This window comes from uncultured Methanospirillum sp., assembly GCF_963668415.2.
GTDB lineage: Archaea > Halobacteriota > Methanomicrobia > Methanomicrobiales > Methanospirillaceae > Methanospirillum.
This window is the reverse complement of sequence record NZ_CAXXDL010000001.1, coordinates 3,467,234-3,492,346: the sequence shown is the minus strand read 5'-3', so window position 1 is coordinate 3,492,346 and position 25,113 is coordinate 3,467,234. Positions and strand designations below refer to the sequence as shown.

The 25,113-nt window shown below is 43.9% G+C and carries 24 protein-coding genes; 15 read left to right on the top strand and 9 right to left on the bottom strand.

Translation table 11 applies throughout. The features are described 5' to 3' along the window. The first annotated feature begins 4 nt into the window (after positions 1 to 4). The 5 genes from ACHZA2_RS16470 (at position 5) to ACHZA2_RS16450 (ending at position 5,270) form a co-directional block, all read left to right on the top strand. Positions 5 to 538, top strand: coding sequence for a hypothetical protein (locus tag ACHZA2_RS16470; protein ID WP_319580600.1), 534 nt, complete (start codon positions 5 to 7; stop codon positions 536 to 538). Positions 539 to 1,191: 653 nt separating this feature from the next. After that, positions 1,192 to 1,533, top strand: coding sequence for a hypothetical protein (locus ACHZA2_RS16465; protein ID WP_319580599.1), 342 nt, complete (start codon positions 1,192 to 1,194; stop codon positions 1,531 to 1,533). Next, a complete protein-coding gene (locus ACHZA2_RS16460; protein WP_319580598.1) occupies positions 1,520 to 1,702 on the top strand; it encodes a hypothetical protein in 183 nt (60 codons plus the stop codon). Before ACHZA2_RS16465 ends, ACHZA2_RS16460 begins: the two co-directional genes overlap by 14 nt. Next, positions 1,668 to 4,904: a hypothetical protein gene (locus tag ACHZA2_RS16455; protein WP_319580597.1), complete on the top strand. Its 3,237-nt coding sequence runs from the start codon at positions 1,668 to 1,670 to the stop codon at positions 4,902 to 4,904. The genes ACHZA2_RS16460 and ACHZA2_RS16455 overlap by 35 nt, the downstream gene beginning before the upstream one ends. Further along, entirely contained in the window at positions 4,905 to 5,270 is a 366-nt protein-coding gene (locus ACHZA2_RS16450) for a hypothetical protein (RefSeq protein ID WP_394698610.1), read from the top strand. Positions 5,271 to 5,681: 411 nt separating this feature from the next. Here ACHZA2_RS16450 and ACHZA2_RS16445 read toward each other — a convergent pair whose 3' ends face one another. Together ACHZA2_RS16445 and ACHZA2_RS16440 are read right to left on the bottom strand one after the other, a co-directional pair. Further along, entirely contained in the window at positions 5,682 to 6,779 is a 1,098-nt protein-coding gene (locus ACHZA2_RS16445; protein WP_319578110.1) for a transposase, read from the bottom strand. Positions 6,780 to 6,968: 189 nt separating this feature from the next. Next, positions 6,969 to 7,103 carry a HepT-like ribonuclease domain-containing protein gene (locus ACHZA2_RS16440; protein WP_319580595.1) on the bottom strand — a complete coding sequence of 45 codons (135 nt, stop codon included), beginning with the start codon at positions 7,101 to 7,103 and terminating at the stop codon, positions 6,969 to 6,971. A 78-nt stretch (positions 7,104 to 7,181) separates the two neighbouring features. On the opposite strand from ACHZA2_RS16440, the gene ACHZA2_RS16435 reads away from it, so the two are divergent. Beyond that, on the top strand, positions 7,182 to 8,801 hold the full coding sequence (locus tag ACHZA2_RS16435) for an IS1634 family transposase (protein WP_319578050.1): 1,620 nt from the start codon (positions 7,182 to 7,184) through the stop codon (positions 8,799 to 8,801). On the opposite strand, the gene ACHZA2_RS16430 is transcribed toward ACHZA2_RS16435, so the two are convergent. From ACHZA2_RS16430 to ACHZA2_RS16420, 3 genes are all read right to left on the bottom strand, one after another. Next, positions 8,789 to 9,001, bottom strand: coding sequence for a DUF86 domain-containing protein (locus ACHZA2_RS16430; RefSeq protein ID WP_394698648.1), 213 nt, complete (start codon positions 8,999 to 9,001; stop codon positions 8,789 to 8,791). The two genes, ACHZA2_RS16435 and ACHZA2_RS16430, sit on opposite strands and share 13 nt — an antisense overlap. Positions 9,002 to 9,023: 22 nt before the next feature. Next, positions 9,024 to 9,368 carry a nucleotidyltransferase family protein gene (locus tag ACHZA2_RS16425; RefSeq protein WP_319580594.1) on the bottom strand — a complete coding sequence of 115 codons (345 nt, stop codon included), beginning with the start codon at positions 9,366 to 9,368 and terminating at the stop codon, positions 9,024 to 9,026. Between the two features lie 188 nt (positions 9,369 to 9,556). Continuing rightward, a complete protein-coding gene (locus tag ACHZA2_RS16420; protein WP_319580593.1) occupies positions 9,557 to 10,486 on the bottom strand; it encodes a GrpB family protein in 930 nt (309 codons plus the stop codon). A 337-nt stretch (positions 10,487 to 10,823) separates the two neighbouring features. On the opposite strand from ACHZA2_RS16420, the gene ACHZA2_RS16415 reads away from it, so the two are divergent. The 4 genes from ACHZA2_RS16415 to ACHZA2_RS16400 all read left to right on the top strand — a co-directional run bounded on the left by ACHZA2_RS16415 (position 10,824) and on the right by ACHZA2_RS16400 (position 13,204). Next, positions 10,824 to 11,048, top strand: coding sequence for a nucleotidyltransferase family protein (locus ACHZA2_RS16415; RefSeq protein WP_394698647.1), 225 nt, complete (start codon positions 10,824 to 10,826; stop codon positions 11,046 to 11,048). Positions 11,049 to 11,266: 218 nt separating this feature from the next. After that, the gene (locus ACHZA2_RS16410; RefSeq protein WP_319580592.1) at positions 11,267 to 12,376 is read left to right on the top strand and encodes a Fic/DOC family N-terminal domain-containing protein; all 1,110 of its coding nucleotides are present in this window, start codon (positions 11,267 to 11,269) and stop codon (positions 12,374 to 12,376) included. A gap of 398 nt (positions 12,377 to 12,774) precedes the next feature. Beyond that, entirely contained in the window at positions 12,775 to 12,987 is a 213-nt protein-coding gene (locus tag ACHZA2_RS16405) for a type II toxin-antitoxin system HicB family antitoxin (RefSeq protein ID WP_319537828.1), read from the top strand. Then, on the top strand, positions 12,974 to 13,204 hold the full coding sequence (locus ACHZA2_RS16400; protein WP_319537829.1) for a type II toxin-antitoxin system HicA family toxin: 231 nt from the start codon (positions 12,974 to 12,976) through the stop codon (positions 13,202 to 13,204). Before ACHZA2_RS16405 ends, ACHZA2_RS16400 begins: the two co-directional genes overlap by 14 nt. A 108-nt stretch (positions 13,205 to 13,312) precedes the next feature. Here the strand turns inward: ACHZA2_RS16400 and ACHZA2_RS16395 are convergent, their stop codons facing one another. Both ACHZA2_RS16395 and ACHZA2_RS16390 read right to left on the bottom strand, forming a co-directional pair. Beyond that, complete coding sequence (locus tag ACHZA2_RS16395; protein ID WP_319580591.1) at positions 13,313 to 16,030, bottom strand: ATP-dependent DNA helicase; 2,718 nt, start codon at positions 16,028 to 16,030, stop codon at positions 13,313 to 13,315. Between the two features lie 252 nt (positions 16,031 to 16,282). Further along, a complete protein-coding gene (locus tag ACHZA2_RS16390) occupies positions 16,283 to 18,292 on the bottom strand; it encodes a response regulator (RefSeq protein WP_394698609.1) in 2,010 nt (669 codons plus the stop codon). 760 nt (positions 18,293 to 19,052) lie between these two features. Here ACHZA2_RS16390 and ACHZA2_RS16385 point away from each other — a divergent pair. From ACHZA2_RS16385 to ACHZA2_RS16370, 4 genes are all read left to right on the top strand, one after another. Then, positions 19,053 to 19,643, top strand: coding sequence for a hypothetical protein (locus ACHZA2_RS16385; protein WP_319580589.1), 591 nt, complete (start codon positions 19,053 to 19,055; stop codon positions 19,641 to 19,643). Between the two features lie 430 nt (positions 19,644 to 20,073). Continuing rightward, positions 20,074 to 20,595, top strand: a complete 522-nt coding sequence (locus tag ACHZA2_RS16380) for a flavodoxin family protein (protein ID WP_319580588.1) — start codon at positions 20,074 to 20,076, stop codon at positions 20,593 to 20,595. Positions 20,596 to 20,952: 357 nt separating this feature from the next. Further along, on the top strand, positions 20,953 to 21,753 hold the full coding sequence (locus tag ACHZA2_RS16375; protein ID WP_319580587.1) for a 4Fe-4S binding protein: 801 nt from the start codon (positions 20,953 to 20,955) through the stop codon (positions 21,751 to 21,753). 163 nt (positions 21,754 to 21,916) lie between these two features. Further along, on the top strand, positions 21,917 to 22,627 hold the full coding sequence (locus ACHZA2_RS16370; RefSeq protein ID WP_319580586.1) for a TetR/AcrR family transcriptional regulator: 711 nt from the start codon (positions 21,917 to 21,919) through the stop codon (positions 22,625 to 22,627). A gap of 76 nt (positions 22,628 to 22,703) precedes the next feature. Here ACHZA2_RS16370 and ACHZA2_RS16365 read toward each other — a convergent pair whose 3' ends face one another. Both ACHZA2_RS16365 and ACHZA2_RS16360 read right to left on the bottom strand, forming a co-directional pair. Next, positions 22,704 to 23,111 (bottom strand): hypothetical protein, encoded by a 408-nt coding sequence (locus ACHZA2_RS16365; protein ID WP_319580585.1) that lies wholly within the window; start codon positions 23,109 to 23,111, stop codon positions 22,704 to 22,706. A gap of 35 nt (positions 23,112 to 23,146) precedes the next feature. After that, positions 23,147 to 23,269, bottom strand: coding sequence for a hypothetical protein (locus tag ACHZA2_RS16360; protein ID WP_319580584.1), 123 nt, complete (start codon positions 23,267 to 23,269; stop codon positions 23,147 to 23,149). A 124-nt stretch (positions 23,270 to 23,393) separates the two neighbouring features. On the opposite strand from ACHZA2_RS16360, the gene ACHZA2_RS16355 reads away from it, so the two are divergent. Then, on the top strand, positions 23,394 to 25,088 hold the full coding sequence (locus tag ACHZA2_RS16355; protein ID WP_319580583.1) for a PAS domain S-box protein: 1,695 nt from the start codon (positions 23,394 to 23,396) through the stop codon (positions 25,086 to 25,088). Positions 25,089 to 25,113 lie beyond the last annotated feature (25 nt).

The window sequence follows — 25,113 nt, the reverse complement described above, 5'->3', positions numbered from 1 at the left end:
AAGAATGCGGTGGAATTACCTGGCAACAGGATCAGTTCTTCTGATCCTTGCCTCTCTCACCGGAGCGGAGTATCTTGGCACAACCATCAGCACAGACGGGACATTTCACCTGTATGGGGCAGGTGAGGATGAGAACGGATCGTTTGTATCCCGGGTTATGGCAGTAGGAACCTCTGAACTCTCACGGATAATCACCGGAGAAGACTCAGGAATCGGACTCTCTGTTCACGGAGCCGGTCCGGTCCTCTTCTCTGATTATACAACAAAAGACCGGGTATATCCTGCTACACCGGCATGTGTCTTTCTCACCGCTGACAGGATCAATGCACCGGGCCGGTCACACATGTACACATCAGGTATCCTTGAACGCGGAACCTATACCATGAGTCGTGTGACAGACCCGGATCTCGTAGGAGAGAGCCTCATTAACGGGACCGGGTTCATAATTCTTGAATCAGGAAGTGAAGGAAACTCGACTTCGGAGTCAGCAGGCTTTGTTTCAGGAAACATGACAGTCCATGATCAGGTCATGCTGTGATCACATCGACAGACATTTATACCAAAAGTAGTATTGGCGAAAGTAAATCCTCGGACGTATGAGCACCGATCGGTGAACCGGATATGATTTGGCACATCTCCGGATCACCCCGATCACTTTCGCCCTGCATCCCTAATCTTTAGATACCCCGGTGCTGAATCACCATGTGTCATACTCATTCTGACCATACTTCAGCACCCCTGCAGGCCAGATATTTCACGAACATTCCCCATAATCTCTGTAATCTGATCAGCGTTCCCCAATGGTCGGGTTTCAGCAAATCTGCTCTGATCTGCTGACCTGAACGATACCGGATCATGAGAGATGGGGCTGAATTCATCTGACGATCATGGACTGTTCAAGTGAACACAGAATGGTATGAGATCATATCAGTGACACGGAGATGTTAGCATACTAAAAATTGAAAGGCCCCGCACAACACTTCACCTTCTTTGGCGGACGGGAAGATTGGCGGGGATAAACTACCTGTATAATCTTTTGAGCGTTTGTACCTTTCTGTCAACCGGGTTGCATCCCGGAAATTGCCAGGGTATTATCACCGGATTGATACACAGATCAGGCTCCCACGCTTCAGTATTGTTCTCTGCATATCCCTCCTGTCTCCGGTCAGGATTTTGGAACAGGAGGTCTGAATGACAGGAACCAACCTGACCGCACGGACCATCCTCTATACGGCTGCAACAGAACTTGAGAGAGCCGGGTATCATTCTGTCAGGGTTGCAGGCTCTGAACGGTTGTTTGATCTGGTTGCCTGGAGCAGAAAGAATGTCCTCTTTGTTACGATAAAACGGACACGAAATGGCGGCATCTCCCAGTTTTCAGAAGAAGTCGGAGAGATAGCCTCGTTCCTCAGCAAGAATCCTCTGCCCGGGATGGTGCAGTTCTGGATCTTTACCTCTAACACTTGGTTGATCTATCAAATTCTGCCAGGCGGGGCACTGCTTCTGAAAGGAGGGATCCATGAGTCTCTCTGAAGACCGGATCTGTCCGTTCATCTCATCAGGCCGGGATCTTGTATCCTGCCTCAAAAAGAGATGCACTGCCTGCAGGTCGGTTGTTACCGGAGATGATACGCTTCTCGTCTGTCTTCTCATCGACCGGGAACTGTATGACTCCTACGAGGTGGATGATGCCTGGATCTGAACCGGCTCCCTATCCCACCCGGTCTGCCTGCTCAATCCTGTTTAGAGCGGGCCAGACCGTTGAGATGAGACTTATCGGCAAGAGAGGAACTGCATCGGGGTACTATAATAACTTTGACAAACTCAGTGCAGATGCTGTCTCGTTTGATAATCGGGGCGAGTATTCAGGGATCTATGTTACCCTGAACCCGGTGAATCCTGATCTTCTGGCCCGGCGGGCAAACAGAATAGAAACACGGCTTGGCAAGGATGAGAAGTCTGCAGGTGATAGGGATATACTCAGGCGGAGATGGCTGGCGATTGATATCGATCCAATCAGGCCGTCAGGCGTGTCATCATCTGATGCAGAGCATACCTCAGCGATAGAGAAAGCAGCCCGGATAGCAGCATATCTTACCGGTCTTGGATGGCCGGCCCCGGTTATGGCAGATTCAGGAAACGGTGCCCATCTGCTCTACCGGATAGATCTGCCGAACGATGATACATCCCGGGATCTTGTAAGAAGTGTGCTTGAGACACTGGACCTTCTCTTCTCTGATGCAGCCTCCACGATCGACACCTCGGTCTTCAACGCTGCACGGATCTGGAAACTCTACGGGACGACGAGCAGGAAAGGCGACAACATCGCTTCCCGGCCCCACCGGAAGGCACAGATCCTCTCTGACATTACTGAACCGGAGATCGTCTCTGAAGAGTTCCTGTCCGCCCTTGCCGGGATGTTTCCACAAGAGGCTGAATCCTCGCAACCTGCCCGGGATCAGGAGAACAGAGGCAAGGGAATCGATCTTGGACTCTGGCTCGATCAGCACTCGATCGGTTACCGGAAGAGGCCGTATGCTCATGGAGATCTCTTCGTTCTTGATGAATGTCCGTTCTCACAGGACCATACCGATGGTGCATACGCGATTCAGTTCCCGAACGGTGCCATATTTGCAGGCTGTCATCACGACTCATGCGGAGGTGGACGGCAGCGGTGGCCTGAACTCCGGGCCATGATGGATGGCGGTTCACCGGGGCGGACAAAGCCGGGATCTGCAAAGAAGTCAGAGGAGAAGAGCGGGGAGAGAGCAGAGAAGAAGGTCGGACTGAAACCAGATCAGAAGAAGGAGAAGAAGACAGAGCAGAAGAACGACCAGGGGACTGCTCTCACTGATACCAGAACCGGTGCAGAACCCGGAAGAGATCAGGACGGATCTCCTGATGAACCCGGTTCAGGAGATATCCAGACGAAAGCATCAGAGATCCTCAAGACCGGCGATCCCCTCTCGTTCATGCTTGAGACCTTTGCCCTGGATCATATCGGTGATCCGGTTGTTGCCGAGTGTCTGGTGATGTCCTTAGCTTCCCGGAGGGTGATCAATGCCCGGGGTCTGCATGTCTCGGTGACCGGTGAGTCGGGAAAGGGGAAGTCTCATGCATTTGAGACCATGATGAACCAGATTCCCCCGGAGTTCAGGCTTGAAGGCCGGATGAGTGAGAAGGCCCTCTTTTACATCAAGGGGATGGAGCCCGGTAGTGTGATCACGCTCGATGATGTCTCTCTTTCTGACCAGATGCAGGAGATTCTCAAGGGAGTGACGACCTCGTTTCGTCGTCCGTTCATCTACCGGACCGTCTCCAAGGACCGGATCGGTGAGACCTGTGTGATCCCTGAACGGTGTGTCTGGTGGATCGCAAAGGTTGACGGGACCGGTGACGATCAAGTCTGGAACAGGATGCTAACCTGCTGGATCGATGATTCAGAGGATCAGGATGCAGCGGTGATCGCCAAGACCCTGAATGAGGCAGCCGGACTCAAACAGGATAAGTATGATGTCAGGGTTGAGTCCCTGGTATGCCAGGAGATCTGGAGGCAGCTCGAGGCCTCCTGGGTTGTGATTCCGTTTGCGAACCGAATCAGGTTCTCTTCCACGATCAACCGGAGAAATCCTGATATGATCCTTGATCTGGTGAGGGCTCATGCGATTCTGATGCAGTGCCAGCGTGTGCATGTTGATACCGACGGGATGAGTCAGATTCTCGCAACAGAGGAGGACTTCGATGCTGCAACTCGTCTCTATACCGCCCTGAACAGTACATCCGGAGGTCAGGAGTCGAAACTTACCCGGAGAGAGTCGTTCCTCGTCGATGCCATCAGATCTCACGGGAGTGGTGAGATAACGATTGCCGAGCTACAGCATCTCACTGATCTCTCGAACTCGGTGGTCTACAAGATCCTGCATGGATCTTCGAGCCATGGTCGTGAATACTCCGGTCTTCTAGAGAAATGTCCGGCTGTCTCGGTCTGCGATAGGACTCTTGTTGTAGATGAGAGCGGGACTACTGCTGCATACCGGAGGTCAAAGGCCTACTCCTGGGATGAGCGGGTGTACCAGAACTGGCGGTTTGAGGGTGGATGCTGGCTGGATCCTGATGATTCAGAGCATGATGACACTGAGAGTAGAGATGAGAAGAATGATCATACCAGTGAGCACGATGATCCATCTCGCGGAATCGCGGAACGTTGCGGCATTGTCGCGGAAGTTTCCGCGACGAATCGGGATGAGAATACAGGGGTAATTAGTAAAAATAATAATAATTATTGTACTTCAGGTACTCTTCGCGGAAAATCTGAAAACACAGGAGAGGTAGTTTCTGATACCACAGTACCATGTTCGTGTGCTTGTGACTCTGAGTTTTCCGCGACGAGTGATCACGAGCAGGTATCCGGGGCCGGTGTATCTTCGGATTGCGATTCCGGGCATTGTAGTACTCGCCCCGGTTTCCGCGATGATTCCGCGAACGCCCGGAATGGGCAGGAAACAGAAGCACCTTCCGCGAAGGTCGGGAATCAGGAAAAACCCTTCAAGGTGAGGCCATCTGACTTCTGTGAGATAGACCGGGGGTTTGGTGAGGGGCCATGTGACTGCTGCGGGTCAGAGTGGGTTCATTTCCAGGAACGGATGACCCGGGAGCGGATGTCTTCTCCTCCACGGTTGAACCGGAAGATCTGCAGATCATGTTATGAGAAGGCAAAACGTGATGAGGCTGCATCGTTCCGGGCTCTTCCCAATGTGATCGACCCGGCCTCTCTGGTGAAGGTGACCTCAGATCTTGGACGATGCCAGGTCTGTGATACGTTCAAGGCTACCTGGCATGATCCAGAGACTCATACTGCGATCTGTGACTCATGCAGATCCAGGATTCTCAGGGAGGGATCGTAAGTGATCAGCCTTTTCAGGATGAATCTGCCTCATCTCTTCTGGTTTATCTTCGGCTGTACCGCACTCTGGAAGATTGGTAGGCTGAAGCCTGATGCCCAAACAGATATGGTGAGGATTATCATCGACGGTCCGGGTGAGATCGGGAGGATCTCAAAGCAGGATGCCCGGGATGTGATCAACCGGGTGGAAGGAATCGGGATCGACCCCGGGGGAACGGTGGAGTTGTCGCCGTCCGGTCACGGGGTTGTGTTTGAGATTCCGGGAGAGGAGAGAGGACGGTTTGTGGCGGTGGCGATGCAGGTGTGGAATATGCTGGAGAAGTGGCCCGGGAAGAAGGCAGCGTTGTTTGAGGAGGTGGGGGGATAACTAAGAATGATACAGAAAAGATATCCTCTTCAAAATCAAGGGTAAAGATATTACCAATGAATTTTTTCACCCTATTTTTTGAAATTAAACCCTAATGTGGATATGATATTTAAATGGTTTATACAAATTAGATAAAATAGTTAGGAAGCCTCTCCTTTCGGTAAAAAATTTACCTATCATTTTAGAGAGGGTACCGAGGCTGTCCAATGAAAAGATGTAGATTGGACAGATTGTCAATCAAATAATTCGCTTTTTGTCGAACTACCAATTTTTACAATAGAATGATAGATACACGCACTGCAAAGGATGGGAATCAACATCCAAACTACTCAAAATTACAGTTGATAGACGAAGAAGAACTAAAAACTCGATAGCATTCGCTACTTAATGGGACATCTGCATTTTATTTTTTCAGTAATATTTTGATAGACCCTGACCCTTTCCTTGGTTTTTTACTAAATTTGCAAGTAATACAAACTGATATGAAATGAGATTCAATGTCATGTAAAATTCTTCAGATCTTTTCTGAATCCATTTTACACTGAAATTAAACATTCGTTTCATGTGTGAATGAGTTCTTTCACAATCTGCCCTTGATTTGTATTCAACTCTGAAATTTGGATTAAGTAAGTTCTGATTGCGAAGATACATCCCGACCTGTTTCTCCCTTCCATTATTCGTGAGAAATAGCATTTTTTCCTCAATAGAATCTCGAATGTCTCCCCCTTTCTTCCACATTTTATTTACCCAATGATCAATTCTCTCAATTGTCCCCTCTATGTTCAAAATTGCGTTCTTGCTTGGATCGATTAGTGGTTGAATTCTGAAAATTCTCCAGTATCTCGCATAAATCATGAAGGAATCATAGCCACCATCAAGTTGAACTTTGATCATGCTTGGATTCATCGTACCAACAATTTCAGCTAATGGGATTGCATATGGGGAATCATGAGCATTACCTTCAGAAAATATTCCATAAAGTGGAAAGTTGTTTAAATGAAATATGTGATATTTGTGCATCCTGCAAGCGTAATGGGGATTATATTCTGCATATTTATCATACCTTGAGGCTTCAATAGGGGTTGAATCAACCATTCCGTGACCATTCTGAATAGATTGACATGCAATGGCTCCGTTTAGGTACATGATCTTCTTAAAGCCGTCTAATCGCAAACGATTGTAAGCAAAATCATGTAAATTACTTGCAGAGGGAATATGATATTTTCCGGGCTCTATTTCAGGAATTCCAAGAGCAATGCAATCTTCAAGTGTTAGTGATTTGATGAATTTTCGATAGGATTGTTTTCGAAAGGAATGGACAATCAAGAGTTTGAATAATAATATTGGTGAATATAACCATTTTCGAGTTTGGCTGTAATTGAGATGGTTGTGCAATTCAATTTCAATCTGGGTAAGATCCATTTTTCCAAGTAATGTACTGATTGAAACACTATTTGTTGGATTTACAGTCCCATGTAATGTCCTTTTTTCGTTTGAGCCAACGAGCATAGAGGCCAGTTTCAATAGTATATAATGGTGCCGAAATCGGTCCCACGGCAATTAACGAAATGAAAAAAGAGTGGAGAGTCGAGAAATTTTATGACCTATTTAAATAATAGGGCCTTCGTTGGACGGCCTCATAGGGCTTAATGATTTTTTCAATAATCTTTTTGTACTAGATGAAGTAGCAAAAGGGATTCAAGGTTGCGAATCCTGGTATTGTTTTTCCAGTTCTTTGAACAGACTGAAGATCTTTGGTTTTATTTCAGGAATGTCGTTTGTGATGACATTCCAGACGATAGAATAGTCGATAGAAAAGTATCCATCCGACATTCCGCAGATCTTCGCAACTTCTTTAATTATATAAAAAGGTAAATTATTTATCTAAGTACGTCGATCACTGTATATTCAATGAATTTTGATGATATCTTCGTTTCAGGTTCAGATAGAACAATCGGTCATTTAGGATTGGTTGCTGGATGTTATGATTCTTTAAAAATCAGTGAGATCGTAGACAATCTCATCCCTAAAAATGGACAACATAAACTCACTCATGGTGATGCCCTTAAAGGAATGGTAATCAATGGCCTCGGATATATTGAACGCCGTCTTTATCTTTTTCCAGGTTTTTTTACAGACATTGCCGTTGAACGATTGTTTCACCAAGATGTGTGTGAAACCAACTTCAATGATGATGTAATTGGTCGAACTCTTGACGCAATACATGCATACGGTGAAACAGAACTCTTCAATCAGATCATTCTCCCTTCGCTGGAAAATGAAGAGTTCTCAATCCATCTTGTTAATGCCGATACAACAAATTTCAGTGTGTATGGCGAGTATGATGGAGAAAGCCAAAGTCAGGAGATCTCAATAACTCATGGTCATCCCAAGGATGGCCGTTGGGATCTGAAACGGTTTTCTCTGGGAATGGCAACAAATCAATATGGCATCCCCCTCATGCTTCAAACCTTTTCAGGGAACGAATCTGACAAGAAAGCATTACTTGAGATAATCAATAAGGTCCGTATGAATCTAAATACCGGTGACAAAGTGATTCACGTGGCGGATGCTGCATTTTATACTGAAGACAATATCCAGACATTAGGTCTTCACACATTCTGGGTAAGCAGAGTTCCAATGACGATATCTGAAGCGATAGTTCTGAGGAATACGTCGGAACTCTTCATCCCATGTAAGGATGAGCGATACTCATGGTTTACTGCAAAATCTGAATATGCAGGAATACCCCAGAACTGGACCGTATTTCATTCAAATGAACAACAAAAGAAGAAAGAACCTGATTTCGAGAAGAGAATCCTGATTGAATTTGAGAAGACAAAAAAATCGCTCAAACACTTATGTTCTCAAAGATTTGCTTGTGAACCAGATGCAAAAATGGTTGCAGAAGAATGGATACAGAACCATCCTAAAGTAATTTTCAGTTCATTCACGATTGACCAGGTCAGAGAGCGATTAGAGAAAAAACGGGGAAGACCTAAGAAAGATGAACAGCTTGTGACAAAGTTCATTGTTAACGCAGAAATATCTCTCAACCAGGTACTTATCGAACAAGAACGATCAATCCTTGGAAGGTTTATTCTTGCGACGAATGATCTGGATTTGGATCCTGATACAACTTTGAGTTATTATAAGGGACAATCACAGGTGGAGAAGGGATTCAGGTTCCTGAAAGATAAAACATTCAGGGTTTCAGACGTGTTTTTGAAGAATATTGGAAGAATTCAGGCGTTGGCAATGGTAATGGTTCTCTGCCTTTATGTCTACGCTGTTGCTGAATACAGACTGAGGAAAGGGCTGAGAGAAGCAAACGAAAGCATACCTGATCAGACGGGAAAGCCAACACAAAAACCAACGATGAGATGGATATTTTTCCTTTTCAGAAGGGTAAAAGAAATATCACTTCGAATCGAGGGAATGATAGTAACGAAAGTTTTGAATCTTAATGACATCCTCATAAAAATTATTAGGTTCTTGGGGTTGCATTGTGAAAAATATTATTCGTTATGAGATCTCTGCGGAATGTCGGATCCATGAATGATCCGATCACGAAGTGCTACCATCTCACGCCAGGAGATCTCCTGATGCCCATCCTTTACTGACTCTGATACATTCTTAGATGCTTCGCCGATTACCTCTAGAGCACTCCGTACCGCATGAGAAAAGTAATCATCATGAATGATATCATCGAATGTTTTCTGATCCGATATTCATTCCAGAAATTAAATTTCATCAAGAATATGCTTCAGATAGATCTGGTGATCCTTCAATCCAGACCACCTCATTCAGAATATATGGCCGAATATATGGATCAAGACTCTCAAGAGTAACAAGATCTACCTTGCTGTCAAAGAAAGACTCAAGATAATCAACGAGCGCAACGTAATTTTTCAGGGTTTTATATTCATCTTTCAGTTTTACAAGGATATCGACATCGCTCGTATTTGTCTGTTCACCTCTGATAACTGAACCGAAAAGACCGATCCTGATTACACCGAACGTGGTATGTATTGTCGGCATTATCTCTGCCAGATGCCTGATAATAGAAATCCTGGTTTTTTCTGTGACTCTCTGCATAGTGAGATAGTATCTGATTATCAGACGGGACGTATATTATGCTTTTTTATTCGGCGTTTTACTCTGAATAATGTGAATAGAGATATTGATTTAATTCTTCATCAGTTTTAATGTGGGGTAGAACGATAAATTTAAACTTTCTCTTCTCTTTTACTCTTTACCCACCCTTATGAAACTATTAGGAGTGGCTATTTCTCACTATGACCTGAATCACCGGAATCGATATGCATCACCTTTCTGACGAAATCTCCTTTTGCTCTGGTATATGCTTCCCGATCTTCTTTGAACTCTGCAGCCAATCGATATTTGAGATCAGCATACTCGTTGGCTAAAACCGGATCGGATTGTAACCGGTCTCTGAACACTACATTGTTCCAGATTTTATGATTACAAGAGGTTATGTGAATATGATGGGTTCGTACTCTGGTTTTTTCCTCCCGTTTTATGAGGGTAATATGGTCACCATACCACCAGTACTCCCAATTTTTTGTATCAGTCAGTCGAACGATTCGTGCAATGGCCTCTTGTAATGAAGAGACTTCAACCAAAAAATCCAAAATTGGTTTTGCAGGCATTCCGGGAATAGAAGTACTCCCATAATGCTCCATCTTCGTGATGATATCAGCACCAAATTCTTCATAGAAAGTATCAATGAAAGAACTCGCCATAACAGGCCATGATGGATCGTATGGAATGAGATGTACTTCATCAGCAGATGCATTATCCGGAAAATACCAGGATATTGATCCAAGATACAGTTTTAGATGCTCTTGTTCCAGATCGCCTTGTAACAGGAGAGTATCAAATTCAGTACATGTTGCATCATGTACCGGGAACACAGACTTTTTACCATGAAATGATGTTACTTCTATCAGATCCGGAGATATCAGAAGAGTGTCTACGTTCTCCCAATCAGGAGTGTAGAAGTCTGCATCAGCACCGAACGCTATTCCGGCTAGAATGGGACCATTTTTTATATCATATCTGATGACCCGGACTCCAGATTCCGGAAGATCAGGTCTGGGTAAGTGAGAATAAAAAGCACTATGGGACTCAATAAATTTTTCATACGGTTCTGCACCGGACTCAAAAATGTCCCATATTCCAATAATCTTCATAAAAAAACTCACGCGAATTGTCTGCAGAAAAGGTATAGAATTGATAGTAATTATTTTGTTTTCTTTTTGTCACTCGATAAAATATATTTGATATGTTGAAGTATCATTTTTTGGGATAGATGAGTATGGAATCCTAAAACCCATATAAGGCGCTGCATAAGGAATTTTTTACAAACGAAAGAAGCATACCATTGGATGTGGTCAATGATCGTACTATCTAATCAAGGACATAGAACAGATAATTCCGGGGATGATTCCAGGTGAATGAAAAAACAAAAATAGAAACCATACCATCTATTCTTTAATTACAGAGGCCCCGGCTCTCTGAACAGACCATATAACCCGCATCGGAGTATTTGGATCTATCATCAAAGGAACCCAGATAGATGAACATGACGGTGATCTCCGGGTGGAGTTCTCTGATCCCCCTGGATTATTCAGATTCATAGAGATCGAAGCATATCTATCAGATGCCCTTCAAGCAGGTATATACATCGTAGATGCCGAAGGAATAAAACCAAGACTGAAGACCCGGATTCTTTCAGAGGTCAGATATCCCTGAACCCCATAATGCCCAGGTATTTCTTGAAGATCTACTCGACTCAATGTGAGACATATCATCACCCTGATCCATTCCAGAAACATCGATGAGTTCTTTACCGAGGACCTCATATCATCATACTATAAAATACCCTACCAATTTGTAGGTATCAGATTCCACCCTGATGATCCACTAACAATCTTGCTGGTATCTGGTGACCCACAAATACCTGTTCATCCATGAAACCTGAACCGTTCATACCAGAACCCCTGCCGCCATCAGATATAGACTGGATCAGTCATATCCCTCTCATTGGTGCTGCAAATGCAGCCTTAGCCAGGTTTGATGGTCTGCTCCAAAGCATACACAGCCCGGATCTCCTCCTCACCCCGCTTATCACTCAGGAGGCAGTCATATCTTCCCGGATAGAAGGAACACAGGCAACCATGAGAGACCTGTTTCTCTTTGAAGCAGGAAGATCAGCAGAAACGGAAGAAAAACGGCAGGATATCAGAGAAGTCACGAATTATCAGAAAGCGCTCAGTCATGCACAGGAGAGAATGAAAACCGGGCATCTCTCCTGGGATCTCATTCTTTCCCTGCATGTTATTCTTCTGGATGGGGTCAGAGGGAGTTCATATGTTGGAAGTGTTCGGAATATTCAGAATTACATTGGCCCAATCGGGGCACCCATTGAGCAGGCAACCTATATCCCACCCCCTCCGGAGTTACTTCCCGAGATGATCCATAACTGGGAGGAGTACCTCATCGGACCTGAAAAAGATGCCCTCGTCCAGCTTGCAGTTTTGAAAGGTCAGTTTGAGGTCATACATCCATTTAGTGACGGAAACGGAAGAATAGGCAGAATGATTGTACCCCTCTTTCTCATGGAAAAAAACCTTCTCTCATATCCTGCATTCTATATCAGTGCATATTTTGACCGGACCAGAGAGGAATACTATACCAGGCTACGGCAGATCTCACAATCCGGGGACCTCAACGGATGGATATCCTATTTTCTAAATGCCGTCCGTGATCAGGCACTTCTCAATATCACCCGTGCTTCAGACATCGTATCCCTCTATGATTCGATGAAGGGTGTAATACCGCAGGTAATCAGATCTCAATACTCAATCGCCGTGATTGACGCCCTCTTTCAAAGACCAATTGTATCTTCTACGGATTTTATGGAGATATCACAAATCCCTCCTGAATCCGGAAAGAGGATTTTACAAAAACTTCGGGATGCAGGTATACTTGAGATCATTAGGGAAGGAAAGGGAAGAAATCCCAGTATCTATCAATTCACAAAATTGGTTCAGATAGTTGAGAATGAGACCTCCACATAAAAATGGACAGGCTCACCTGGAAATGATAACCAGTACCATACGATCAGGGGCCGGGATATGAACTGGACCGAAGAGACCTAGGCCGGGTTTTTCTGTACGTAATTCTATATTAACTCAATCCGCTTACCCATCTGGCTTTTACTCGCATGGAGAGGGTAAAGTAAATAATTACACTATGCTAATTGTGTTTACATCATATCAGGCTAAAATGACTGTCAGTATACGGGATAAGGGAAAATACTGGTTAGGTACTTACTTTCGGGATTTCGGGTATGGATGATAAATAGAGATATCCTGGATACGAATTCACAACCTTGAATAGAAGACATGAACATTATCTGTCTAGGGATCTAAGAATGGTATATGGGATCTTTCTTTATTGTACAGAGAGGTGAACAATGAACACCTTAACAGCAATAATTCATAGTGAGGGAGAATTATTCGTCTCACTCTGCCCTGAAACCGGAACGGTTAGCCAGGGGAATACTATAGAGGAAGCAATTGAAAATCTCAAAGAAGCAACCGAACTATACCTGGAGGAGTTTCCTCTTTCCCCTATATCCCGGAGTCTGATTACCACATTTGAGGTAGCATCCGTTGCAACCCAATAAACCCGTTTCCGGAGCAGAGGCGATAAAAATTCTCTGTAAGAATTTCGGGTTTGAGATATCTGGTAGAAAGGGTAGTCATGTACGCCTTTCAAAAAGTACTCCTGAAGGAAAAGTTGGGACTGTTATTCCCATGCATGATGAATTAGCTACAGGAACTCTCCGATTTGCATTAAAACTAGCAGGAATCACACTCGAAGAGTTTGAAGTATATCTGTAGCAAGGTATTTGGAGTGAATATTTTTCGTTCTTCGTCACGTTATAAGAATAGACAGATTATTACCTCGGTACTATTCTCATCTTTTTGGTTTTTTTCCCACCGGATTCTCTACCGGAACCTGCATATCTGGAAATAATCACACCCACCACACTGTTTCCCGGGATTACCCGGGAACTTCTTCTCCTGGATCTGATCAATCAGCCCCTCAACAGTCTCCCGGACTCTATCTATCTCATGGCTCTGGACCGGAACCGGATCCACCCTTGCATCTTCGATATATGCAACCCCTGCCGATGAGACCGGTTTACCAAGGAGCCGGAGTCCGTAGGCATAGATCTTCACCTGCATTGCTCCTGCTTCGGGAGCAATCACCTCATCAGAGGTCTTGTAATCCTGGATCTCAAAACCTGGTGAAGAATCGAGCATGACATCAATCTTGCCGATGATCGTTCCGTTCCGGACCGGGAACTCGATCCTGAATTCAGATGCATAAACCCGGAGGAGATCCTCCTTTCTCTTGGTTGCATATGACAAAAGCCGCTGATGAGCTACCCGTTTCATACCAAGAAACCGGCTCCGGTCTGCATATGGCAGAAAGAATCCGGACTCGATCGACTGGTCCACTGCCTGCTTAACAGGAACACCCTGTTTGAGCAGGTTTGAGATCTCACCAAGACAGAAGTGCAGAGCATTTCCAAACCCGAGATCTGGAGAGAGCCCGGGAAGAAACCCCCATTCCTTATTCAGACGGTATCGGTAGGGACATTGCTGAAAGAGGATGAGATCTTTTGCAGAAAATGAATGGAGTTCGGCATCAGGCTCCGGGGCCTGACAAGACAATCCTGGAACAGGCCGGGTATATGGAAGAGGAATGACCGGTTCCCTTCCTATCTCATCCTCAATAAACTGCGACGGCTGTAGACCTGAATCTCCCTCCTCCTCGTACCAGCTCAGGCATACCAGATCCCGGGCCCGGGTAAGGGCGACGTAAAATAACTGACGCTCTGCCTCTGTGTTTCCTTCGTACCGGAGAGCCGGGAAGAGTTCACGGGGAATGAGCCAGTTCTTCCTCTCGCCAACCCGTGATGAGGGAAACTTCCCGTCAATCATGGCAGGAACGAACACAACCGGCCATTCAAGACCTTTCGCCTGATGAACAGTGGACAGACGGACTGCATCCACAGCACTATCCTGCTCACCGGCAGACTCCTCGTATCGCCAGTATGCATACAGAAACAGATACCAGTGGAGATCCCGGACAAATTGAACGATATCACCGGTCTTCCCCCCGTAATGCTGGGAAGACTCAAAGTCGGCAAGAACCCTCCCGAAACTGGCGATGTTGCCCATCACAACCGCATCTTCAGCATTATCCGGTGATAAGGCGTGAAACCCAAGGATCGAGAGAAGATTATAATATGCTGTTGTGAAGTTCCGGTATGCTTTATTCTCAAGAACTGCCAGCTTCCAGTATCCGAGTGTCTTTCTGACAACCTCTTTTGTATAGACCGGTGACACGACTGAAAACCAGTCGTCAATCGCAGAGTCCAGGAGAAGATCACCCGAGATCGTGTTCTTCCGGTCTTTGATGGATGCCGGGAAGAATCCCTTCGGGGAGAGCCAGCAGAAGATCTTAGCAAGTGCCAGGATCTCCTGCCTCTTGAAAAGCCCGACCTGACCGGACAGGATGAACGGAATATGATACCGTCGAAGTGCCTGGATAAACGGCGTTGCACTGTTGTTCACGCTCCGGAGCAGAATCCCGATATCCTGGTACCTACATGACCCGGAGTTCACCAGTGAGAGGATCTGGTCTGCAACTCCTTCAGCCTCATCCCCGGCGGTTGGATAATCGATCCGGTACACAGCACCGGTATCAGGCCGTGTTGCAGTCATCGTTTCGTACGGACCGGTCCTGAAATGAGAAGCAAGCGTATTTGCTACGGTGACAATCTGTTTTCCGCTTCTCCGGTTCTCAGGCAGCACGATATCATAGACATCGGGATAGAAGGTTGCAAACCGCTGGAAACACCCTTCATCAGAACCTCTCCACTGGAAGATGGTCTGCCGTGGATCACCAACAACAAAGATATCATTCCGGCCGATAATCTTGATCAACGCCTCCTGTGCCGGATTGATATCCTGGTACTCATCTACTATCAGATGCCTGATACTCCGGGTCACGTCCGGGTGTTCCTGGAGATGAGTGAGAGCAAGCGTTATCATCCGGTCAAACGTGAGCAGGTGAAACCGGTCAAGATACGCTTCATATGATCTGACCGAGGCAAAAAACTCAGGAGCCTGTCTCTCAATCTCTTCCCGGGAGAGGAGGTCGTTATACATCACCGAGAGGCTCTGCTTGAATATGGATGCCCGGTCGGTGGTATTCCTCCCGGTTATAAGGCAGATACGGTCACAGAGATTGATTAAAAGAGCCATCTCCTGGTTCTCATCCAGGACCTCCCATGACCCGTGTCCAAACTGCTCTTCCAGGATCCGGTTGCAGAACCCGTGGATAGTCCCGATGTACATGTCACCGAGCGTGTTGTAGATCTCTACTGCTCCAAGACCCAGTACACGTTTGAAGATCCGGTTCTTCATCGAGGCAGCAGCTTTTTCAGTGAACGTGAATGCGACAATTGATCCGGGAGAGAAGTGCTTCTCAAAGAGAAGATAGAGGATTCTCCGGGTGAGTGTCTCTGTCTTTCCGGCCCCGGCTCCGGCTATGAGGCGGACATATCGTGCTTCTGCTAAGACTGCTTCTTTCTGTGAATCTGAAAGAGGGTGAGGATCATCGAGAATATACGTGAGATATTTATTCATCATCGAGTAGTATGACAGACGTGAAGTAATATTGCGGTTATATCCGGATTAATAGTAGCTTTTACTCATAATTGGAGGGTAGATGGTATCGCCTGATAGTGCTTGTCGATCCAGTCGTCCGTAATTCTGTAGTCTTCTGAATCTAAGTTCAAATAGTGGAGATCATCGTTCTTCAAACCGGTATCATGGTATGAGATAATAAATGAAGAAGTTCGAGTGATGATTCTTACTTATTTCAAAAAAAATCTGGTGTTTCTACGAAATATCCAGGCATGTCCCGAATAACCGGTGAACTACCCCCCGGTCATCCTTCTTTGCAGAAATTACTACTTTTAGAGTATGAATAGATGTATCTGGATGGATTATTCTGATATTACGTGATTCTGTTTCTCCGGTGTCGATAGTATTTTGCATCATTCTATTGAAACCAGGCAGGTCATCCGGTTGAATGAGTGTCCGCATACCTTCTATTGACGGCTTATAGGTAAGAGGATCCTGTCCAAAGTAAAAGAATAATTCATCTGACCAGGTCAGAATCTCTTCTGTCAGATCATATTCCCAGTATCCTACTTTTGATAACGCCAGGGATAGTGATAATGCTTCCACCATTTTGTCTCTTACATCTTCATCTCTTTTCCGTTGAGTTACGTCCTGGGCCACAACTGCACCGGCAATGATCAGGTTATTCTCGTCAAATAATGGAAATGCATTAATTTCACCAATATATTCAGTCTCGTTAGGTAACCGGATGAGGTATTCCTCTCTATTAACATATTCTCCCAAAAGTGCTCTTGATCCGGGCATATCCTTCAACTCTATCTCTTTTGTCCCATCTGTTGAGAAAAAGCGAGGAAGAGTGACATGGGGTTTATTCACATCAACCGGATCTCCGGAATAAACAGGATCACCCAGCATTTGGGATGAAAATCTATTATTTATTATAACGGTGATATTTTCAGGAGTGCCCCGTATGAGAAGAATAGCATATGGAGCTTGTTTGATGAGGGATTCAAGGAGGTTATTAACATATATCAGATTCTTTTCGGCCAGTTTTTCCTGAGTTACATCCCGAATAACACCAATAACCCTGGTTATCTTCCCTTCTGAATCTTTTTCAACCTTTCCAACTGAATGTACGATCTTATGTGGAGAGCCATCCAATGGGTTTACTTTGTACGTGATGTTATATTCTGTATTATTAAATATGAGATTTAAAAAGGATTCTTTTGAAAATTCATTTTCAATAATCCGTTCTTCAAGATCTGCAATAGAAATCTCTTCACAGTCAAGAGGGATACCTAATATTTTTCGTGCTTCAACGGACCCCCAAAACGTTTGCTTTGTCCGATCAAATTCCCAGCAGCCCATATGACCAATGGCCTGTGCCATTAACAGACGTTCTTCACTTGCCTTTACAAGTTTTTCACTCTCTGCAAGGAGATCAAATTGGTTTCTTAACTCTTCTTCTTCCTGGGCTATTTTCTCGTATGCATTGCTGAGTTCAGATTCTTTACGCTTACTGGAGGTGATATCTCTGGTAAAAACAGCAAATCGTACTATGTCTCCATTCTCATTAAATATTGGATAAAAATTATTTTCTAAATTGAGGTCATTATTACTATCTTCAAACCGGATGGCACGTTTTGTCTGGACAACTTCGTCGAATTTTTGTTTCCGTGTATTATATACATCCTCTGAAGTGAATTCAGATAGATTTTTTCCAATAACATCAAGAGGTTTACTGGACACTCTATCTGAAAAAACATCATTTGCATCTAAAATATTGAGATTAATATCAAGAAGGGCCACTGCATCTGCTGTAGCATTTAATAGAGCTCTGGAAGTTCTCTCACTCTGACAAAGGAGTCCTTCAGTCTTCTTCCGGAACGCAGCCTGGTGAATCTTGTGTTCTAATTCCACAAACTGGGGGACCGGGTCACCTCCTTTTTGAAGATAAAAATCTGCCCCGTTATTGATCGCCTGGATGACAACCTCTTCACGACCACGACCTGTAAAGAGAATAAATGGAATATCTCCTATTGTTTCACGAATGACCTGTAAGAACTCGATGCCATCCATTCCAGGCATCTGGTAATCAGATATAATCGCATCGTAATTACCGGCGGGTATCATCTTCAGGGCTTCTTTCGCTGATGATACCGTATCAATAGTTATTGATCCAGACCTTTCCAAGAAAATTTTCCCTAATTGAAGGAGAGGAACTTCATCATCAACATAAATCACTTTTAACCGATCATCTTTCATTATGAATATTCCCACCAAATCTCCTATTCAGATTCTATCAGAGATTATCACTTACCTTTCAGGATGTGCGGTTATTACAATCACAGACTTATTATCTCTATAGCGGACATAACCCGGAGATATCTTTAGGATAAATATCAAAGTATTTCATGTAAAAATTATTTTGTGAACATTGTATTGATTGGATATTTCCTATAGTGAGATAAATATATATCGTTTCTTTCGTACTCACATATTAAGAGTAGGTGATCAATAACAACTGGCATTACTATCAAAAATAGTAAGTTCTATAGTATGAATAAAATAAATTTCTACTGCCGAGAATTTTTTTATATTCTTCCAATGTGGACAAGAACTAACTTTCCAGGCTCTTTTTTTATCGGTCAATTGGTACACGAAACATGAGTGCCCAGGGCATAAGCATCAGGTGATGGATTCTCGAAGAGTAAGAGATACAGGAATGTTGATACCCATTCATCGAATACAGATCGTTCATGAACATCATCCCTGAAATGAAGGCTCTCCTGATCGTCTACTCCTAGGACGTATGCGATACGATTTTTCAACCGACTGATCAATATATTATTTTAATAATAAAAACAATTCGGGCCTCTCAAGCCAAATTGCAGAGACAGAGACTACATCCACTCTTTACTGGCAGCTTAATATGATACACCAAACTACCATCAATAAAAAAGAATTTATGTGAGAGGTTCATAGGAACCTTATGAATCACCATCGGGACCCGGGTTTGATCTGTTTGCTTCTTCTGATTTGCCTTGTCGGATCATGTATTGCTGATGAATTACCTACTTCATTAGCGTATCTGCAGGGTGAAAAGAGTACTATCACTGCCGGGTCAGATGGAATATATGAGATATCTGTGAATAGTCCGGTTCCTTATTTTAGCCTGGCCAATGGTGATACGAATCGTCTGATTCCAATTAATGTTCTAACCAGTATGCCATATCCTCTGAATGCGGCTCTTTTTTTCATTGAAGAAAAAAATGAGACCACGGCAATAGTTACAGTAACAAATATTTCATTTTCAGAAGATAACAAAACGCTGATACTTCAGGTAAAACCTTTAGAGTTTTATGAAGGTACTCAGTTAAAATCGTTTAATGATACCAAAGTGCCTCTCGATCAAGTTGAAAGATCTCAATCAATGGTAGGAGTATATCTGGAGATTAATCAGAAGATTCCAACGAATGAAGATGCCTCGACTTGTTACAATAATTGTGTAGCTGAAAGAATTTGTGCACAAGTTTGTTATTGTAATTGTTATGGTTATTTTTGCAGTGATTACCAAATACCGGATCCCAACCCTATTGTTGATGACTATGTATAACCGCCAATAATTGTGTATACCATAGCGTTCTAGAATTGACGTCGAGAACGGATGTCATTCTAAAACGTTATCCAGTGCACAATAGTATCATCATGACTGAGGATCATTCTATTCAACTCATAATTACTGTATTATCAGTTTTTACAAACCTTTTTTTAGAATCTGATTACTCATTTCTCACCATAAAATCCTATAATTTATAACCTCAATATGAATTTAAATTTTATTCAGAAATATTTAGTAAATCCGATATAATACAAATATGTGTTGAGTCATCATTTTTCCAGGTTGATTCATATATACAGAAATCTCTTCTTGTAAAAGAAAAAAAAGCAACTATCCTATTACCTTATTATTAACAAACCGGTATGGTTGAGGTAATATTCTGAAGTATGGAAAAAATTATTATGCGAATCAATAGATCTGATTTGTGGAAATAATTCCCGAACGTAAATCTCTCTTGATCGTCTACTCGTACCATCACAATAATACCCTCAAGATTGCCCGTAAAATATCAGCGGTTCTCGATGCAGATATTAAAACCTCTCTGGAAATCGACCCGGATAGGGTATCTGATTACACCCTCATTGGATTTGGTTCTGGGATATACTCAGCAAAACACCATGATACTCTGCTATCACTGGCCGATACACTCCCACCGGTCAACAGGAAACCGGTATTCCTCTTCTCAACCGCCGCATTGATCGGTGAAGCAAAAACCCGGAATGATCATCGCCATCTTCGCGAGAAACTCGAGTCCAAAGGATACGTAATAATTGGAGATTTCAGCTGCAAAGGATTCAACACGAACAGTTTTTTGAAATATTTCGGAGGAATGAATAAAGGCAGACCGAATGATCAGGACCTAAACGATGCAGAAGAATTTGCACGCCGGGTGAAGGAGAGATACCTGGCCCTGTCGCTCCAATCACATGATCATACACCAGAATAAACATCTACTGTTTGTTTGCATCCACTCATTCGTTTTTTCTCTGAATTCCTGGTAAGGGAGTGCCTATACGGTTAGTAACCGATCTTCCGATGATCGCAGGGTCTTTCATCAATAGTTCCTGGAACCTCCTGATCGGATACTCCAAACAATAATGTGTAATTGAGCCCTGAATTAAAAATAAAAAAACCATATCAAATTTTAAATTTAAGTTATCAAATAACCAATAGTTATAATATAACTAAAAGATAAACAATAATTCAGACAACCTCTTAGCGAACTAAGCCTGATCTCTCACATGAGACTCTCATCCATCAACCCGTGAACGACAGACTACAAAGCAAAAAAACCGGACAAACCATGAACATACATAAAGTAAAAAAAGTCTATTTCTCACCAACCGGAACCACGAAAACCGTTTTGTCGGCAATTGTCCGGGGGATAAACCCGGAGAGCACAGATATCATAGACATCACCACACCGAAAGGAAGAGAACAATCGATAGAGACCTCTGCAGATGACCTTTTGATCATCGGAGTCCCGGTATACATGGGACGGGTCCCTGCTCTCATCATCGACTGGCTCAATTCCATCCGGGCCCACCAGACACCGATGGTATGTGTTGTGGTGTATGGAAACCGGGTATATGAGGATGCACTCCTGGAACTGAAATATATTGGAACAACATGCGGGGCCATTCCCATTGCCGGATGTGCATATATCGGGGAACATTCGTTCTCAAGTGATGAAACCCCAACAGCAGCCGGACGACCTGATACGAATGATCTTCACCATGCAGAAGAATTTGGAAGAAAGGTCAGGGAGAAATTGCAGTCCGTCTCATCAGTGGCAGAGATCTCGGAAGTCGAGGTCCCGGGGGAATTCCCATACCGGAGCGACTCGAAGTTATGGGTGGTAGATTTCATAGCAGTGAATGAGGATTGTTCAGATTGTGGTCATTGCGCAGAGATCTGCCCGGCTGGTGCCATCGATTCACAGAACAGTTCAAAGATTGATCAGGAAAAATGTATCACCTGTTGTGCATGTATCAAAAGTTGTCCGATGCATGCCAGATCAATGAAAACGGGCCTTGTGCATGATGCTTCAGTCCGACTGCACACGCTGTATAGCGAGCCTAAAATGCCGGAGTACTACCTGTAACAAGCACCGATGAGATTCACCTGAATCCACGTTAGACTAAAGATCGTTAATGGATAGAGTATTACTTTGCACTACTCACCCAATATGAGTGTGTGTCATCGGGTCATACTCACCTGCATAACTGCTGAATTCATGAGACCAACATACCAAAAGACGTGACCTGATGGGAATTGCAGAACGAAGAAAGCGGGAAAAGGAACAGCGAAGAACTGATATCCTTGATGCTGCACAGCGGCTCTTCTTCTCCCGGAGCTTTGAAGATGTCTCCATGGATGAGATTGCCCGGGACGTTGAACTGAACAAAGCAACCCTCTATCTTTATTTTAAAAACAAAGAGGACCTTTATGCCACCATTGTTCTCCGGGGAATCGAGATCCTGAAAGCAAAATACACACAGTGCATGGATACAGATGCTCCGGGAATTGTCAAAGTAGCCCTGATGGGACAGGCGTTTTTTGAATTTTCTCAGGAGCATCCTGATTATCTTCGCATGATACACTTTTACGGATCAGAACGGTTCTCAAAAGAGAACCCATGTAACGCAGATATCGGGAAGGGGTATGGGATCTGCCGGCTGATCCTGCGTGATGCAGTTCAGCAGGGCATCGATGACGGCTCCATTAGGTCAGATCTCGATCCATTCCTCACATCCATGTACCTCATGATCTCGTTCATGAATAACCTCTCAATGGAGTCAAAGTGGAAACAGGTGATAGAGGCAGAGGGCTTCAGTTTCAATCAGTACGCAAGCGAAATATTCCGCTTCATCATACCGTCGATCGTCTCCAGGGAACAGGCTTCAAACCTGGATATCAGGGACTTTGCACGATACGGGTTTAACGTAGTCGATCCTGTACCGGTTAAAAAAAGATAACGAAATTTCATAGCGGTTCAGGCAGATGTTTGCACAAATACTTGTGGATCAACAGCCTGAATAATTATAAGATACACTACGATACCCGGTTAAACTGATCTACTGCCACGGAGATTGGAGTTTTATCTGTAAGGTATGTCAACTCAAATTCATCAGGTCCGAGAATCTTACCGTGTGAATACCCGTTATTCTGTTCTACAACAGATATCTCCGTTCCATCTGCACTGATCACTCCTGCCATCTCCATACTGACCGGAGTTCCATCCGTTTTAACATACGAGGAATTCCCGGTAAATATCCGGTCCCGCTGCTCGGTAATATTCAGAAAGAAAAAGCCACCTTCATTTTCAGAAAAACCCTCACTGGCATTATATTCGACATAGGGGCCAGTCCAGTTTCCGACAAGACTCGGAGTATCGGCAGTAGCAATACCAGTCACACAAACGAACATACAGAGAAACAATACAGCACCATACCCTTTCATACGATATTGTCATTCACAAACGAGATAATATTATCTCACTCACTATCATTGGAGATCTCATCATGTGACATGTGAACTATCTCTCCTGAATACCCTGGTTTTTTCACATCGAGTCGGGCGATATTTCCCTGATCTTCTAATAACTTGCCTGGAACCATGATGCCGGATTAGAAACCCGATATCGAAGAAAGTTCATACACGAGACCAGAAGATGAACTTAAATTTCCTGTTTTCTCTGAATCCCGTATATGTTATTTAAAGAAATACCTCGATGTATGACTAATGGTTTTTGATATCAAAACCCTGATACTCATCAACTTTTTAGTCAATTTTGTAAATGTATTTGTGGCTGCCATTATCTGGCACCAGTACAAAAGACGTTTTCCCGGACTTACCTGGCTGCTCTCATGTATGATTATGGAAGCAGCAGGGATCTGCTGTATACTCTTCAACGGGATTATCCCGGATATTTTCAGTATCATTCTGGGAAACGGGATGATGCTTATCGGATGGGTATTCCTCCAGATAGGTCTTGAGCGGTTTACCGGTAAGCCAGGACCACAGATTCAGAATTTTATCATATTAGTCCTGTTTTTCATCAACGAAACGTACTTCCTGTATATTCAGCCCAATCTCACGATACGCGAGGTAGGGATGGAACTCGTAATCGTCCTCATCGATCTCCAGATCTGTTATCTGTTATGGAGAAGGGTATCAGGAAATATGCAAAAGGTGACGCAGATAATCGCTATCGTCATGGGAATTCACCTCACCTTTAGTATACTGATATTCGGACTTGAGATCCTGATCCCGTTCAAAGGAAACAGGTTCTTCTTATCCGGAATAATCGGAGAAATAATCCCGACAACATACCTTGTCATGGGAATTCTGGTGATCATTGCCCTGATCATGATGGTTACCAGCAGGCTTCTTGAAGAGATCAGAGTACAGGAAGAAAAATTTAACACGGCTTTTCATTCATCCCCGTACGCAATCCTCATAACAAGGGCATCTGATGGAGTAATTTTTGAGATTAATGACGGGTTTACTGCCATCACCGGATATCAGCCAGACGAAGTTCTTGGAAAAACCACAGTTGAATTATCAATATTGGAGAAGCCCAAAGATAGAACCCTCCTGGTCACTGATGTCTCAAAGGGGAAAGTAAGGGGAGTTCAGGTTGAAATACGGGCTAAATCAGGTAAAATTATTTCAGGCCTCTTTTCTGCTGACATCGTAACAATCAATTCTGAACAATGTATCCTCTCAAGCATCAGCGATGTTACTGAACTCAAACATACAGAACAAACATTAATCCAGGCAAACAGGAAGTTAAACCTGCTCTCCAGCATCACCAGGCATGATATTCTCAACAGGATCATGGTGGTTCAGTTTTACGGCGAAGAACTCATCGTAAATCTCCCAGAAGATTCTTTTCAAAAAGAGATCAAGGCGATTACCCAGTCCACCAGCGAGATACGAACCATCATTGAATTTACCGGACAGTATCAGGAACTTGGATCAGCAGCTCCGGAATGGCAGAATATTGGTTTATTATTTACAATTCCGGAGATACAAAAGTTTTTAGCACCATTATCCTTCCAGTCAGATCTTGGATCCCTGGAGATCTACGCAGACCTTATGCTCAGAAAGGTTGTGTATAATCTGGTTGAAAACTCACACAGACATGGCAGAAATCTGACCAGAATCACCCTTTCTTCACATAGAGATAATGATAACCTGGTTATCTGGTATGAAGACGATGGGGGAGGAATTCCACTTGACGAGAAAGAAAAATCCTTTGAGAAAGGATATGGGAAGAATACCGGACTGGGATTATTCCTTATCAGGGAGATTTTATCCATAACTGGAATTACCATTCATGAAACCGGGGATCCCGGTATTGGTGTACGATTTGAGATCAACATCCCTGAAGGAAAATACAGGTACACAACCACGAACACAGAGCACGTGTAAAAAAGAGACGGCCCGGGTCAATCCG

What these genes read in the sequence shown, in the direction of transcription:
- ACHZA2_RS16470 (WP_319580600.1), top strand. Translation starts at nt 5, where the DNA reads ATGCGGTGGAATTACCTGGCAACAGGATCAGTTCTTCTGATCCTTGCC.
- ACHZA2_RS16465 (WP_319580599.1), top strand. Translation starts at nt 1,192, where the DNA reads ATGACAGGAACCAACCTGACCGCACGGACCATCCTCTATACGGCTGCA.
- ACHZA2_RS16460 (WP_319580598.1), top strand. Translation starts at nt 1,520, where the DNA reads ATGAGTCTCTCTGAAGACCGGATCTGTCCGTTCATCTCATCAGGCCGG.
- ACHZA2_RS16455 (WP_319580597.1), top strand. Translation starts at nt 1,668, where the DNA reads ATGACTCCTACGAGGTGGATGATGCCTGGATCTGAACCGGCTCCCTAT.
- ACHZA2_RS16445 (WP_319578110.1), bottom strand. Translation starts at nt 6,779, where the DNA reads ATGCTCGTTGGCTCAAACGAAAAAAGGACATTACATGGGACTGTAAAT.
- ACHZA2_RS16440 (WP_319580595.1), bottom strand. Translation starts at nt 7,103, where the DNA reads ATGTCGGATGGATACTTTTCTATCGACTATTCTATCGTCTGGAATGTC.
- ACHZA2_RS16435 (WP_319578050.1), top strand. Translation starts at nt 7,182, where the DNA reads ATGAATTTTGATGATATCTTCGTTTCAGGTTCAGATAGAACAATCGGT.
- ACHZA2_RS16425 (WP_319580594.1), bottom strand. Translation starts at nt 9,368, where the DNA reads ATGCAGAGAGTCACAGAAAAAACCAGGATTTCTATTATCAGGCATCTG.
- ACHZA2_RS16420 (WP_319580593.1), bottom strand. Translation starts at nt 10,486, where the DNA reads ATGAAGATTATTGGAATATGGGACATTTTTGAGTCCGGTGCAGAACCG.
- ACHZA2_RS16410 (WP_319580592.1), top strand. Translation starts at nt 11,267, where the DNA reads ATGAAACCTGAACCGTTCATACCAGAACCCCTGCCGCCATCAGATATA.
- ACHZA2_RS16405 (WP_319537828.1), top strand. Translation starts at nt 12,775, where the DNA reads ATGAACACCTTAACAGCAATAATTCATAGTGAGGGAGAATTATTCGTC.
- ACHZA2_RS16395 (WP_319580591.1), bottom strand. Translation starts at nt 16,030, where the DNA reads ATGATGAATAAATATCTCACGTATATTCTCGATGATCCTCACCCTCTT.
- ACHZA2_RS16390 (WP_394698609.1), bottom strand. Translation starts at nt 18,292, where the DNA reads ATGAAAGATGATCGGTTAAAAGTGATTTATGTTGATGATGAAGTTCCT.
- ACHZA2_RS16375 (WP_319580587.1), top strand. Translation starts at nt 20,953, where the DNA reads ATGAACATACATAAAGTAAAAAAAGTCTATTTCTCACCAACCGGAACC.
- ACHZA2_RS16370 (WP_319580586.1), top strand. Translation starts at nt 21,917, where the DNA reads ATGGGAATTGCAGAACGAAGAAAGCGGGAAAAGGAACAGCGAAGAACT.
- ACHZA2_RS16365 (WP_319580585.1), bottom strand. Translation starts at nt 23,111, where the DNA reads ATGAAAGGGTATGGTGCTGTATTGTTTCTCTGTATGTTCGTTTGTGTG.
- ACHZA2_RS16360 (WP_319580584.1), bottom strand. Translation starts at nt 23,269, where the DNA reads ATGGTTCCAGGCAAGTTATTAGAAGATCAGGGAAATATCGCCCGACTC.
- ACHZA2_RS16355 (WP_319580583.1), top strand. Translation starts at nt 23,394, where the DNA reads ATGGTTTTTGATATCAAAACCCTGATACTCATCAACTTTTTAGTCAAT.